General features: G+C 47.6%; 12 protein-coding genes. 7 read left to right on the top strand and 5 right to left on the bottom strand.

What is annotated here, in order from left to right; all coding sequences use genetic code 11:
* Window positions 1–4 precede the first annotated feature (4 nt).
* From H6F56_RS11975 to H6F56_RS11955, 5 genes are all read left to right on the top strand, one after another.
* Window positions 5–1,588 carry an ATP-dependent DNA helicase gene (locus H6F56_RS11975; protein WP_190668264.1) on the top strand — a complete coding sequence of 528 codons (1,584 nt, stop codon included), beginning with the start codon at window positions 5–7 and terminating at the stop codon, window positions 1,586–1,588.
* 192 nt (window positions 1,589–1,780) lie between these two features.
* Window positions 1,781–1,993 (top strand): DUF2839 domain-containing protein, encoded by a 213-nt coding sequence (locus tag H6F56_RS11970; protein ID WP_190668262.1) that lies wholly within the window; start codon window positions 1,781–1,783, stop codon window positions 1,991–1,993.
* Between the two features lie 794 nt (window positions 1,994–2,787).
* On the top strand, window positions 2,788–3,132 hold the full coding sequence (locus tag H6F56_RS11965) for a DUF1815 family protein (protein ID WP_190668260.1): 345 nt from the start codon (window positions 2,788–2,790) through the stop codon (window positions 3,130–3,132).
* A 293-nt stretch (window positions 3,133–3,425) separates the two neighbouring features.
* Complete coding sequence (locus H6F56_RS11960) at window positions 3,426–4,307, top strand: alpha/beta fold hydrolase (protein WP_190668256.1); 882 nt, start codon at window positions 3,426–3,428, stop codon at window positions 4,305–4,307.
* A gap of 131 nt (window positions 4,308–4,438) precedes the next feature.
* Window positions 4,439–4,882 carry a GNAT family N-acetyltransferase gene (locus tag H6F56_RS11955; RefSeq protein WP_190668253.1) on the top strand — a complete coding sequence of 148 codons (444 nt, stop codon included), beginning with the start codon at window positions 4,439–4,441 and terminating at the stop codon, window positions 4,880–4,882.
* Between the two features lie 72 nt (window positions 4,883–4,954).
* Here the strand turns inward: H6F56_RS11955 and H6F56_RS11950 are convergent, their stop codons facing one another.
* The 3 genes from H6F56_RS11950 to H6F56_RS26850 all read right to left on the bottom strand — a co-directional run bounded on the left by H6F56_RS11950 (window position 4,955) and on the right by H6F56_RS26850 (window position 7,228).
* Entirely contained in the window at window positions 4,955–5,599 is a 645-nt protein-coding gene (locus H6F56_RS11950; RefSeq protein ID WP_190668251.1) for a Crp/Fnr family transcriptional regulator, read from the bottom strand.
* A gap of 328 nt (window positions 5,600–5,927) precedes the next feature.
* Window positions 5,928–6,959: a CHAD domain-containing protein gene (locus H6F56_RS11945; RefSeq protein WP_190668248.1), complete on the bottom strand. Its 1,032-nt coding sequence runs from the start codon at window positions 6,957–6,959 to the stop codon at window positions 5,928–5,930.
* Between the two features lie 143 nt (window positions 6,960–7,102).
* The gene (locus H6F56_RS26850; RefSeq protein ID WP_255513711.1) at window positions 7,103–7,228 is read right to left on the bottom strand and encodes a hypothetical protein; all 126 of its coding nucleotides are present in this window, start codon (window positions 7,226–7,228) and stop codon (window positions 7,103–7,105) included.
* An 87-nt stretch (window positions 7,229–7,315) separates the two neighbouring features.
* Between H6F56_RS26850 and H6F56_RS11940 the strand changes: the two genes are divergently transcribed.
* Window positions 7,316–7,813 carry a DUF3172 domain-containing protein gene (locus tag H6F56_RS11940; protein ID WP_190668244.1) on the top strand — a complete coding sequence of 166 codons (498 nt, stop codon included), beginning with the start codon at window positions 7,316–7,318 and terminating at the stop codon, window positions 7,811–7,813.
* Here the strand turns inward: H6F56_RS11940 and recF are convergent.
* Together recF and H6F56_RS11930 are read right to left on the bottom strand one after the other, a co-directional pair.
* Window positions 7,810–8,943 carry a DNA replication/repair protein RecF gene (gene recF / locus H6F56_RS11935; protein WP_190668240.1) on the bottom strand — a complete coding sequence of 378 codons (1,134 nt, stop codon included), beginning with the start codon at window positions 8,941–8,943 and terminating at the stop codon, window positions 7,810–7,812. The two genes, H6F56_RS11940 and recF, sit on opposite strands and share 4 nt — an antisense overlap.
* A gap of 92 nt (window positions 8,944–9,035) precedes the next feature.
* Entirely contained in the window at window positions 9,036–12,134 is a 3,099-nt protein-coding gene (locus H6F56_RS11930; RefSeq protein WP_190668238.1) for a cation-translocating P-type ATPase, read from the bottom strand.
* A 972-nt stretch (window positions 12,135–13,106) separates the two neighbouring features.
* Here H6F56_RS11930 and H6F56_RS11925 point away from each other — a divergent pair.
* The coding region (locus H6F56_RS11925) for a filamentous hemagglutinin N-terminal domain-containing protein (protein WP_190668235.1) at window positions 13,107–13,615 on the top strand (509 nt) is incomplete at its 3' end.

Below are 13,615 nucleotides of genomic sequence, written 5' to 3'. Positions count from 1 at the left end.
ACTCGTGATCGAGGTAGAAGTCCATAACTCACTCCGTACCTTTCTGCGCTCGTCAGGCGAACCTTACTGGCCTCATCATTTGACGATGGCGCGGTTGGTGGCGCGGGCGTTGCGCTTGGGACGCAGCGCCCTGATGCAGACTGGCATCGCTCCTGGTGGCTCTCACGGACGATATCGATTGAGCTATTTGATGCCGGCTTTAATGTGGCATGAGCCGGCCATCTTAGTCGCACGAGAGGATGTGCGGCAGCGTTTGCTTATGGTAGAAATCCCCCAACTGCAACAGTGGATTAAAACGCCAAAAGCAATCCGCACCGGAGATCACTGGCCTTATGACGGCTTCCAAGGGCTGCTAATCACCTCTCCTGAAGCTTGGCTAGCAGACCGGCTGGAACAAGGAAACCGCTTTCAAAATGGCGTTCCGACCGTCATTGATGGCGTTGATGATCTGGAAACATGGGCGCACCAGCAGTTAACTGCCGGCATTCAACCGGCTGATTGGAACGAACTGATGCTGGCGTGTCCACATCGCGCAGATGCTATCCGCAACGCCCGCGTGCGGCTGACACGGGCTTTCTTTCAGCATCCTGTCAATCCCTACGAATGTAATCTGCTCGACGCTCCAGAACAAGAAATTTTGAGGCGTCTTTTCCTATCGCTACAGAAATCGGCAACTCCTGCGGGGTACGGGAACGCCCAAACTGTTGAGCCTTCGCCCTCTATCACGGATTTTTCAAGTTTGCCGACTGCGTGGCGCAACTTTTGGCAACGCTGGCAAACGGAGGGACATTTGAGCTGGGCGGAAATTGAGCGCCGGCAGGGTCAATTCACGTTGTACTGCGGCCCGGTTGAGGTTGCTTCAGCTTTAAGCAAAATTTGGCCACAGCAGCCGGTGGTGTTAATTGGCGGAAATGTAGATTTAGAAACCGAGGCGACCGTTTATCGGCAGCGGGTTGGGTTGCCAGAAATGACTTGCCTGAAGTTCTCCCCAGACCGGCAAAATGAATTAATTCATCTGTATTTACCAGACCGGCTACCTCTGCCCAACACACCCCAATTTCAAGACGCTTTAATCCAAGAAATCCGCACCTTATTGAATGCCAGCGCTTTGGCGGGCGGACTTACAGTGGTTTTAGTGGGTGATGTCCCTCTTAAAGCTCAGGTCGGTGCTGTCCTAGCCGCTGAGTTTGGTTCGCGGGTTCAGGTGGAAAAAACTTGTCTCGACGGCAATGGCATTTTAGTCACCGGCTGGGAATTCTGGCGTCAGCATCAGGGAGTGCTGCCGGCCCCCCAATTACTCGCTATTGCGACTTTACCCATTCCCTCCCTAGAAAACCCTCTGGTTGCCGGTCGGGTGGCTTACTACAAGCAACAGCGCTTAGACTGGTTTCGCTTATACCTGTTGCCAGTAGCCTTAAGTGAGTTGCAACGCGCGATCATGCCGGTGCGCGAACGTCAGGGGGTTGTCGCCCTCCTCGATACTCGTGTCCTCCACCGCAGCTATGGCCATCAAGTCCTTGCTGCCCTGAGTCCCTTGGCCAGAATTGACTATCTTGATCCCAGTTTATTTGCTCAACCGGATTATTAAGTTTTGGAGCGAGCGGCTGTCTTGCGCTTTGCGTCCATAGCGATAACGGTTCACAGCCATCTTGACCCCATCAAGAATACAGGGAAACCTCACAGCCGGCCTCGTAACTGTAATTTTGTTAAGCAACTCGCTTTTCACGCAAATGTAAGCGCTATCATCAATCTGAACTAAACAGATTACTTCTCTAAAGTTATGGGCGAATCTAAACGTCGCAAAGCCGCACTCGGTGAAGACTACGGCAAAGAGTCTAATATTTTACCCTGGCTGCCGATTACTAAAAGCCAGGCTGGGCAGTTTATGAAACTGAGCAACCGCGTTACTTGGATCGGTATTGGAACCCTAGTTGCTATCTGGCTGACGGTACTATTCATTGGCCCGTTGCTAGGCTGGTGGCAAGTTAACTAACGCTTGCTAATTTGTTAACTGAGCTAGCGGAAAATCTATACAAATTTCCAATACCTTTCATAACAAATTGCGAACAAATAAAGCCGGCGAAATCCGGCAACTTTTGGGTACAGCTACGGCTGAGCCTATTTTTTTATGGGTTAACTGCGTTACATTCAAAACATCTTAGAGAGGGAACCCTATTTTACCTACTTAAGTCAGGAAAACTAATGAATTGAATAAGTGTGCTTGGTGATACTTTGCTCTCAAAGAGAGTCAGTTAATTTAATGCAGACTCTGCTAATAAGTTAAGCTGGTGAATAGATATATCCTGAGAGGGATTTCTCTAGCCACAAGGCTCGTTAAGAGTAAGGTAGCTAAATAGTTAGGTGTAAGTCTTTCGGGAGGGCGGGTATTACTGGAAGTAAAAAACCAAAGTCCGGAGTTAAAAGTCCGAAGTCCAAATTCAGACTTTTTTTAGGGTGTATGGCTTTGCGCTTCTCTCCCTAGTTTGTCCCCAAGGTTCACGACATATTTCCCCTGGAAATTGTTCTATCATCTGTCACACGAAGGCTGAGCGCGAAAAATAAAGGATGAAGGGTGCTCGATAAACGCTCAACGTCGGCTCATCGCCTTCCTGAACCCCGCTTGCTGACCCGAATAACTTACAAACCCACACTGGCAGGGGAAGCGTTCGCACTCAAAGTTTCAAATCTCCGGGCATTAGGAGCGCAGATGCTGCCACAAAGCGTAGAATTGTTAAAAAAATATAAAAAACACACTAAAATCTTAAGTGTGGTGATAGGAGGACAATCGTGTTTCTCAGACTTGCAGCCCAACATCGTCAATTCGTCCAGGATTTAGTCATGAATCTCCAAGCCCTCGCCATCGTGCTAGAGCGGCGAGGATATTTAGCTTCCTGCTATACCTGTGGCGGTCAAATGAACAGCGCCTCTTTTATGGTGAGCCTTGGTGACAACCATCTCATCCGGTTTCTGGTGTCGGACTACGGCATTACCTGGACTGAAATGCGGGATGACCGCGAACTAATGAAATTAGAAGGTGCTGAAGCCATCTCGCAGTTACAGGAATTGGCCAATTTGGTGAAATACCAAATTATCCCCTCTGAATCTCGTTCAACCGTTGCCCAAGGGGCATAAGACGTTGAGAAAACTCTTCTTGTCTCAGGTAGCTTGCCGTGACTGGTGTCCTGTGCATTGAGGGGACACCAGCAAGCTCTAGGAGACAAGGGATCAGATTTGATCCCCAAAATGTTAGTCTGAATGATGGGGGCTTGAGACGCCAGCGTAAACCATCACCAGGCTTTTGGGGCGAAAGCAGCGCAAGTGTAGCCGCAATTTTAACCAACCCGCGTCGTCAAGCCTCTTAACCATGTACTTGATGATTAACTCTGTGTGAGGCGCTGAAAGCGCAGGAGATTGCGGGAGTGTTAATGAGTGCCCTAGAAGAAATTGGATGGCAACACCATTTTGTTGAAACGAACCGGATTCGTTTGCACTGTGTAACCCAAGGAGAAGGAGAGCTGGTTGTCCTTCTGCACGGGTTTCCAGAGTTTTGGTATTCCTGGCGGTATCAAATCCCAGCATTGGCTCGACATTTTAAAGTTGTGGTTCCGGATCTGCGCGGCTATAACGACTCTGATAAACCGGCAAGTGGTTATGATCTTGATACCCTGAGCGCAGATATTCGGGGTTTGATTGAAAGTTTAGGATATGTCAAAGCCCACATTGTAGGTCACGATTGGGGCGGGGCGATCGCGTGGCATTTGGCTCAAAAATTTCCCCAGTATTTAAACCGGCTGGCAATATTAAACGCACCGCACCCGCAAAGGTTTTTGCAAGAACTTGCCAGTAATGTTGATCAACTGCGCCGTAGCTGGTATGTGTTTGCGTTTCAGATCCCTGGATTGCCAGAATGGGTCATTCAGCAAAACTTAAAGGATTGGGTCAAAAACTTATTTCGCCAAACAGCAGTTCGCCAAGCTGCTTTTACGACTGACGAAACGAATATATACCAGCAAGCACTCGAAAAGCCTGGAGTGTTGGCGGCAGCGCTTAATTACTACCGGCAAATGCTGGCACCTCAACACTGGTTCTCCCATTGGGGGCAACCGCCTGTGCCGGTGACGGTGCCAACTTTAGTGTTGTGGGGTGAAGAAGATTCTTTCTTAAGCCATAAACTTACAGAAGGTTTGGAACATCTGATTTCGGCTCCTTTCAAACTGAAATTAGTGCCTAATTGTGGTCACTGGATTCAGCAAGAAGCTCCCCAAACAGTAAATCGAGAGCTGTTGGATTTTCTGCGGCAATCTTAATTCGCGGTTGATTTAGAAGTGAGGGTGGGGAAGTTGATGAAACTGCCCTCACAAATTAGACAATCATTTTACCTTTTAATAAAAATTTTTATCTCATAAAGATTTCTGTAATTAATAAAGTAAGTTTAAAAATGAGCGATCTCATAATTAAAACTGTTACCTACTCTGAAGAAAGCCCTGTCATTCAAGCAATTAGGCGCTCAGTTTTTCAAGCAGAACAAGGCGTCGATCCCACATTAGATTTTGATGGGCAAGATGAAACGGCTGAGCAGATTGTTGCTTATTTAGATAACGTGCCGGTGGGAACTGCCAGAATTAGATATTTAGATAGTAAAACTGCCAAGATTGAAAGGCTGGCGCTCTTACCGGCAGCCAGAGGGCGGGGAATTGGCAAGAAGATTATGGAAAAAGCTTTAGATGCAGCCGCTCACAGAAACATTCAAGACGTGGTGATTCACGCTCAAGAATATGTCAAAGGTCTGCATCTAAAGCTAGGATTTGTGGAAGAGGGAGAAACTTTTTTAGAAGGTGAAATTCCCCATATTAAAATGAGGAAAAATTTATCTAGCTCTTAAAGCCAGAAGAGTAGGGGAAAAAGCAAGTTTCCATTCCCTATCCCGGCCTATTTCTAACTGCCGATCGCCGGCTCATACACGCAGAACCGCAGGATCAGCAGAACTCACACAACTGGTGTCTTTGATAATGATGTAGCGCTTAGGATCTAGAGTGATCCTCCCCTGTTGCTTTAACTGGCCTAAAATTCGCGTTACAGTCACGCGACTGGTGCCAATGGCACCGGCAAGATCCTGGTGGGTGAGGCGAATGCTCAGGCGAGTTCCTTGTGGCACAGGTTGACCAATTTCCTGCTTTAATAGCAGCAACAGTTGCTGCAAGCGCTCCTCAACTCGACGCAAGCCGGCAATTGCTAACAAAGCCTCCATTTGCCGCAGCCGGCGGTTGAGTTGCGGTAACAATTGCTGACACAGACACGGTGATGCGTCTATCTCACTTTGAGAAAACCACATCACATAAACATCTGAGAGTGCCTTAGCCTGATAGGTTTCTAAAAAACTCAACCAAGGGCCAAAGCACATCGAAGGCCCAACCCATCCCAGGAGTCCTTCTTCGCCACTAGGATACAACGTACTCAGCTGTACTATACCTTTGCAGACCTGCCAAACGCCTTCAGGCATTGAAGGAATCAGTTCCCCTTTGGCATAAAAATGCAAACGACGCTCCTCGCTGGCGTCGTGCCGGTCTGTTTCGAGAAGGCTATGGGAAGTTGAAAACATTGTAAACCCCAGTAAAGAAACACTGGTTGCAAGAACTCCGCTTCAGTGTAAAGGGTTAAGGTAAAATTTAGGTAATCAAAAGTTTAGTGAAACACTAAATTTTCTGGCATTGACCTGCAATTTTTGATTACGCCAAACAGAGCGACTATTTTAGGTTTATTGTCAACGCCTGTGATTTTGAGGGAAACAGCTTGCCGGCAAAGAAATTGATGGCCGGCAATTAACCATACTCGTTATGATTTTACTGAAACGCCTTGCAATTTGACAAATCTAAACGATAGCGTTTAGAGAAAATATTTCTTCTCTCCAAAGCCGGCTCTATTGCAGTTTAGATATCCATCGCCTTATCAGCAGACTCGCTCTGAGTACCAACTTGACCATTGGCTCCCTGCGGTAATGGCTGGAGTAATTGCAAGTGAAATGCTTGCCGCACGGCTGGGTTCAAATACCTCTCCTGTAGGGGTTTCCACCGCTGCCACGCCTTTTGGCGAGTTTTTCCAATGTGCTCAGCCAATGCCGGCAGCGAACTTTCAATTTCTGATTCCAAAGTCTCTTTCAACACTTCTTCTAAAACCTGGCTGTCTTGAATTTCACCCAAAACTTCCTGGATCTCTTTCATATCTTTCACATAAGCGTCATAGGTAGAACCATAGAGATCGCTAAACAAATTCATCTGGTATCGCACGCGCTTCACTTGCTTCCGCAGGCTGTGTAGAGCCGGCCCGTGAGCGGATAATTCTCGATTCAAAACTTTATACTGAAACTCTTCAGGCACAGGAACTTCTGTTTCTTCTAATTTATCTCCCACCATCCAACCGGCATGAAGAAACAACCGGCTCACTTGCGGCATTAGTAAATCGGGTAAAACATCCTGAATTTGCATCTGAGCAATTTCTTGATAAGCCGGCTGTTTCAGCCAGTCTTTAAAAGCTTGCTTCAGTTTTTTGTAGCGGTTATGTTTTAGGGTTGTTTGTACAACTTGCAGAACCTTACGCCGATCTTTGCGTAAGTATTTCACTGCGGTGTCGAGCGCATCTTGTTCTGCGGTAGGTAAAGCCGGTTTGCAGTCACGTTCAAGCGTTTCTAGCAGAACGTCTAAATCTCGCAGCATTCCGAGCTGGCGGGCGATTTTAGCAATTTTTTCCTCTTCTGCTGCCTTGGGTAAATCCAAAGCTACTGCAAAGCCGGTTACCGCTGAACGCAGCCGACGCATCCCCACTCGCATTTGATGCAAAGCTTCCGGATCGCGGTCTTTGAGGACATCAGATTCATATTCAAATGTTTTCTCGGAATGTTGCTCAATCGCCAGGTAAGCCCAGTCGCCCAAAGTTTGGGCTTTTACTATTTGTGATTTTTTCATAACAGCCGGTGTATTTAAACGCTATTTCTTGAAATTGAAAGCTGAATATAGGTATATACAGGGCATAGCATTATATCATTCTTGATTAAGAAATTAGCAAAAAAACTTTATTCTAACCGAAAGATTCATGACTTACGGCTGCGCTAGTCTGACTCCTGAGGCATTGATATAAAAGCGCCGGCAAAATTCCCCCGGCTAACTTGCGGTAAATTTGCCCGAAATCGGGAAACCAATCCCGTCTGAAAAATCCTCACTTTCTTGGGTTGCATCCAGTTCTCTCCCAGTCGAAAATCTAAAATCTAAAATAGTATTACCTCGATCCTCATTTCCCCAAGACTCTGGAGTCTACTGAAAGCATGAACCGTAAATCTAGCTCCTCCGCTTTTAATTACACATCCCTAGCACTGTTTGGCGGTGTTTTTGTTTTGGGTATTGGGATCGGCATTGGCGTTAGCTCAACAGCCAACCTCAGCCCGGAAAACGTCGCATCCCGTGAAGTGATTGACCGCAGTGCACCAAACCCTGAGATTTGCGTTCAGTATGGAGCTAGCGCTGTCGTCATGGACGCCCGGATTTTTATGACCCTCAATCCCTTTAATGTTTATATTTCTCAGCCCAGCATGAGACCTGGATGCGTGCTGCGGACGAATAACTGGTCGATTTTGGAGCAAAGAGGATTACTCAAATCCGAGCAAGTACGGGATTGTAAGAATCGCATGAATACATTTGGCTTCACCGGCGCGTTAGAAGGTTCACCAGATATTAGTTGTATTTATCAAAATGAGGCCGCCAAGAACTTCTTCATCAATCAACCGGGTGCAGGCGTGACGGCACCAGAATCCGATAAATTCTAAGCAACAGATATTTGCCCCGCTTGAACAGAGAGAATTTGAGATTCCTTCAACCATGCTCGTTCAAAAGCACCTAAATGGGTGGTGGTGATTAGGGTTTGAAAGCGTTCCTGGATGGCGTCGAGGAGTTGGTTTTGCCGATGAGGGTCTAACTCAGCTAAAACGTCATCCAGCAGCAGCAGCGGCGGTTCTCCCACCACTTCTTCAATCAGTTTTAGTTCTGCCAACTTCAGCGCCAAAACAAGCGTTCGTTGCTGACCTTGAGAGCCATAAATCCGGGCCGGCGTTCGATCAATCGTAAACTCTATTTCGTCCCGGTGTGGCCCCACGAGGCTAGTGCTTTGGTGCTGTTCTGCAATCGCTTTATGCTGAATTTGCTCTAAAAAAGCCTGTCGCACGCGTTCGGGATCATCGCGGATTGACAACTCATCAACCGCCCCAATATTGGGTGCGTATCGAATCTCCAGTCTTTCAACTCTGCCACTGATTGCCGAATGCCACGCTTGCGCCAACGGAGTTAATCGCTCAAGCGCCCGTGCGCGGCGTCGCGTCACACGAGAGCCGGCGGTCGCTAACTGAGCGTCCCAAAGGGCCAATTCTTCAGTGTGGTTGCCAAATTCTGAATTGTGTATTTTCTTTAAAAGCGCGTTGCGCTGTCGCAAAACTTGATTGTATTGCTGCAAAATATGGGCGTAGATGGGTTCGAGCTGCACCAGTAAACCATCCAACCAGTGTCGGCGATGTTCTGGCCCACCGCGCACCAGATCGAGATCGAGACTGGAAAACTGCACGGAATTTAGTACGCCCAAAAAGTCTACTTTGCGACGCAAAAATGAACCGTTTATCGCACAAGTGCGACTGCCGGCGTGACGCAGAGTTAAAGCTAAATCTACCGGCCCGTTTTGCCGGTGGAGGGTGGCATTAATTTGGCCGGCTGCTTCCCCCTCCCGGATCAAATCACGATCGCGTCCCGCTCGATAACTTTTGAGCGTTGACAGTAACCCGACTGCCTCCAGCAGGTTAGATTTTCCCTGAGCGTTGTCGCCCACCAAAATTGTTTTAGGGGCACCAAATTCAACCTGCTGATCAAAGTAGTTGCGAAACTGTCGCAGATGTAATGTTTTAAGATACATAGCCCAAACAGTTAGAAGTCAGGAGTGGTGAATTGTGCATTCAACCTTCATCCTGACTCCTAGACTCTTAAATTAAATTCTGGTTAGCGGTACTAAGTTTTTTGGTTTTGATTTGATTTGATTGCCCACCCGATTAAGAAAGCCGCTGATAGGCCAAAAAAGGCGGAGGGTAATGACTTAATGACTTGAGCCATCCCGGAGTTTATGGGGATGTTGCGTGGGAATAGAGCGCTATTTCCTAACACCAGAGAGCATTTGTGGAACCCAGCGCAGGTAATGCTGCCGGCGGCATAAGCCGTGGCGATTCCTAATAGGAGGAAGAGCAATACCGGGATTAGCCAATTGAGTTTTTCCTGGGCTGATGTGTGTCCATGCCCCTTGGAATAGTACCAGCGTATAAACAGCTTTTCCAACTCAATCCAAACAAACATTAAGGCACTGAAGCCAAAACAGATGGCCAGTTCGATTGGGTCAAGCCATGTGGTGCCGAAGAACTGTTGCAGAGGCGGAACGTAAACCAGCATCAGCTGCAACGCAGTGGTTACGATCACCGCTGCCCAAATAAAGAGATTGGAGAAGGGATTTAGCTCGATCGTTAGCTGAGTATTGGAGCGAATCGCAATCGCGTGGCCCATTTGAGCAAGACAGAGGGTGGTGAACACCATCGTTTTCCAGTGGTCTTTGTAGGCTGGACCCATTGCGAGAGAATGGTTGTAAGCCCACCACATCAGGGTAATGCTGATAATGGCAAAAACAATGCCAATGCGAATCATGTAAGCACCCAAACCCCGGGCAAAAATGCTTTCGCGGGGGTTAAAGGGAGGGCGCTGCATGACATTGGGTTCCGCCGGCTCGACTGCGAGTGCGAGTGCCGGCACGCCGTCTGTAACTAAGTTCATCCACAAAATTTGCAGTGGCGACAAGGGAACCCCTGGTAAACCCATGATCGGGGCGGCGGCAATGGTGAGAACTTCACCGATGTTACTGCCCAGGATGTACTTAATAAACCGGCGAATATTGGTGTAAACGGTTCGGCCTTCCTCGGTGGCGGCGACAATGGTGGCGAAGTTATCGTCTAGCAGCACCATGTCGCTGGCTTCTTTGCTGACGTCGGTGCCGGTAATGCCCATTGCAATGCCGATATCGGCTTGTTTAAGAGCGGGGGCGTCGTTCACTCCATCGCCGGTCATCGCTACAAATTTCCCTTGACTTTGCAGCGCTTGGACAATGCGAAGTTTGTGTTCTGGGGAGACGCGTGCGTAAACGCTAACGTCGCTCACTTGTTCCTTGAGTTCGTCTTGGGTAAATCTTTCTAACTCTAGGCCGGTGAGGACGCGATCTCCTGCTTTGGCAATGCCTAAGTCTTGAGCAATTGCTTGGGCGGTTAACTGGTGATCGCCGGTGATCATGATCGGTCGAATTCCCGCCAGCCGGCTCTTGGCCACTGCATCACGCACTTCTGGTCGGGGTGCATCGAGCATCGTGACTAACCCTAACCAGATTAAGTCTTGCTCAGCTCTTTCTTCGGAGTTTTGTGCCGGCAAGGTTTCTAATGGCTTGTAGGCAAAACCCAACACGCGCAGCCCTTGAGCGGCCATTTGGTTATTCTGTTCCAGGATTGTGCTGCGCTGCTCAGCCGAGATCGGTTTGATGGTATCGCCCACCAAAATATGATTGCAACGCTCCAAGGCTAATTCTGGAGAGCCTTTGGTGAACATCAAGAAGGGGGATTGGGAAAACGCCTGAAGCTGCAGCCCCCACTCTCCTGTCCCTTGTTTCTGACAGATCACGCTCATGCGCTTGCGTTCTGAGGAAAAGGGAAACTCGGCAACGCGAGGGATTTTTTGCGACCACCTGTCTTTATTGATGCCGGCTTTCCCTGCAAAGGAGAGCAATGCACCTTCGGTTGGATCTCCTAGGATTGACCACTGCTCTTTTTCATGCTGCAAAAAGGCGTCATTGCAAACGACACAGGCAATTAGCAAAATTTGCAGTTCTGGATATTTTTCTGGCTCGGCGGTGTGGTTGTCTATTTTAAAGTCGCCGATGGGCGCATAACCTTCGCCGGTGATATTGAAACTTTGGCTGGCAGTGTGGGCCAACTGCACGACCATTTTGTTTTGAGTCAGGGTGCCGGTTTTATCTGAACAGATGGTGGTGACTGAACCCAAGGTTTCCACAGCCGGCAGTTTGCGAATTAAGGCGTTGCGCTTAACCATGCGCTGAGTTCCCAACGCCAGGGTTACGGTAATGACTGCCGGCAAGCCTTCTGGAACGACGGCAACGGCCATACTCAGAGAGACTTCTAACAGTTCTTCAAACCGGCTCCATACCAAGCGAACGCCATCGCCGGTGAAATCAAGCAAACCTCCTACGACTACGAGGAGGACGAGGATCAGTGAGCCGGAGACGAGAACGTTGCCCAGTTGCGTCATCCGCTGCTGCAACGGTGTCGGTTCGCTTTCTACAGACTGCAACAGGGCCGCAATTCGACCGAGTTCTGTCTGCATTCCAGTATTAGTGACGAGCACCTTAGCCCGTCCTTGAACAACTTCTGTTCCCTGAAATACTAGATTGAGCCGATCTCCCAAGGCCGTCTCTTGCGACAGATGGAGTGGCGCATCCTTTTGCACTGCATGAGCTTCGCCGGTGAGAGCCGACTCACGCACTTGCAAGTTAGACTCTTCGATCAGGCGTCCGTCCGCTGCTATCTGCACGCCGGCTTCTAGCAACATCACATCCCCAGGCACCAACTCCTTGGCTGCGACTTCAAATACCTTGCCGTCGCGCATCACGCGTACTAGGGGCGAAGCGAGACGTTTTAGGGCTGCCAAGGCTTTTTCGGCGCGGCTTTCTTGGAGATAGCCTAGGATGCCGTTGAGAACAACAATTGCAACAATCGCGACCGCATCTTTGGGAAACCGCTGTGCACGCACATCCAGAATTGCAGAGACGATTGCCACAGCGATCAGCATCAACAGCATGATGTTTTTGAACTGATCTATAAAGATGGCCAGCGGGCTGCGACCGGCAGTTTCTTGTAGTTCGTTGGGTCCATAGCGCTGCAATCGTTGTGACGCTTCTTGTGACGTTAAGCCAGCGTCTCGATTGCTCTGGAGTCTTTCCAGAGATTTATCAATTTCCAGGGTGTGCCAAGCTACTGCTGAATCCGGCGGAGAAGTTGATGACATGAGTCGGGTTATCGAGAATGGGATAGAAGCAGCGCAGGAAAGCTCCTACCTTTAGGTAGATTGGGCGATCAACCTAAGGCTACGGTTAGCAAGCGCCGCAGAAGTCCTAGGTTTTAGAGTAACGTACCTAGGGTCGCACATCCAGTCTTAACCTATCCATTTGACTTCAGGCCGGTTTCACCTCAGCCGGACGATCAAAAGCACCCTAAAATTTTCACTCACCTTGAAATTAAGTCCTGAGGCTTAGGTAAGCGTAACACCTCTATTGTTTAGTGCATCTACCCTGGGTCATGTGTTTACCACTTCGAGGGGAACGTTGTCCGGTGTTCTTTTGTCACAAATCACTCTTCCTGAAGAGAGAGTCATTTAAGCTGTTCTGGGATAACTTTAAACATTAAAATTACAAATTTTATTCAACTTTCTGCTTTCATTTCATTTTATTGCTTAGGTTTTCACTCTTAAATATTTTGACTAATTGCAGCTACTTATATTACCTGAAAATTCCTCAATTTATCTATTTTAACAGGTGTAAACTTTATTTGTTAATTATATTAAAAATTTATCAAGTTTTTAATTAAAAATTTCTTTCAAAACATACTAAACCTTATTTTAGTGCATAGCTTTTTGATTGAAATTTTAACCCATGAAATATTTCAAAAAACAAATTTTAGATTATAACAAGAATAATTGTTGTATATTTTTAATAATTTTGTAGAAAAAGCTCAGAATTCTTGATTGTAAACTTTTGCCGAACAACCTTGATATCACTCCTTCGGAAGAGGGAACTTTAGGGTCTTCGTTAGTTAAACTAAAATGAGCTGAAAAGCCGACGGGTGTAGAAAAAAGCTGTAAAAAAAATCACATTGCTTGCTGACAAGGTTAATCTTGGTGAGAGAGCTAGCAATGTGAGGGAAAGCAGACAGAGTAGGGTTGCATATACCGCAGCTAGCGACATCTGGGAGGTAACATCTTATGAAATCAGTTATTTTAAAAAAAACCTGTCAACAGGCAAAAGATAAACTTTTCTTAGTTCTTAGTTCTTACTTTTTATTTTTCCCATACCCTATAGCTGCACAACAGGTTGTGCCGGCATCCGATGGCACAGGTACGGTGGTAACGCCCCAAGGCAATGGGTTTAATATCACTGGTGGCAATCTATCTAAAGATGGAACTAATCTTTTCCACAGCTTTACCCAATTTGGCCTCAGTGCCGGTCAAATTGCCAACTTTCAATCAAACCCAGCCATTCTAAATATTTTAGGTAGAGTTACTGGCGGAGATGCATCAATCATTAACGGATTAATACAAATAACCGGCGGCCACTCAAACTTATTTTTAATCAACCCAGCCGGCATCGTATTTGGCCCAAACGCATCATTAAACGTGCCCGCAGCGTTCACCGCCACAACCGCTAACCGCATCGGCTTTAATGGGGGCGAGTTTAACGCAGAGGGCAACAACAACTACCCAGCCTTAGTCGG

This window comes from Microcoleus sp. FACHB-672 (assembly GCF_014695725.1).
Classification (GTDB): domain Bacteria; phylum Cyanobacteriota; class Cyanobacteriia; order Cyanobacteriales; family Oscillatoriaceae; genus FACHB-68.
Note: the sequence above shows the minus strand (reverse complement) of the source record. Positions and strands in the feature narration are given on the sequence as shown.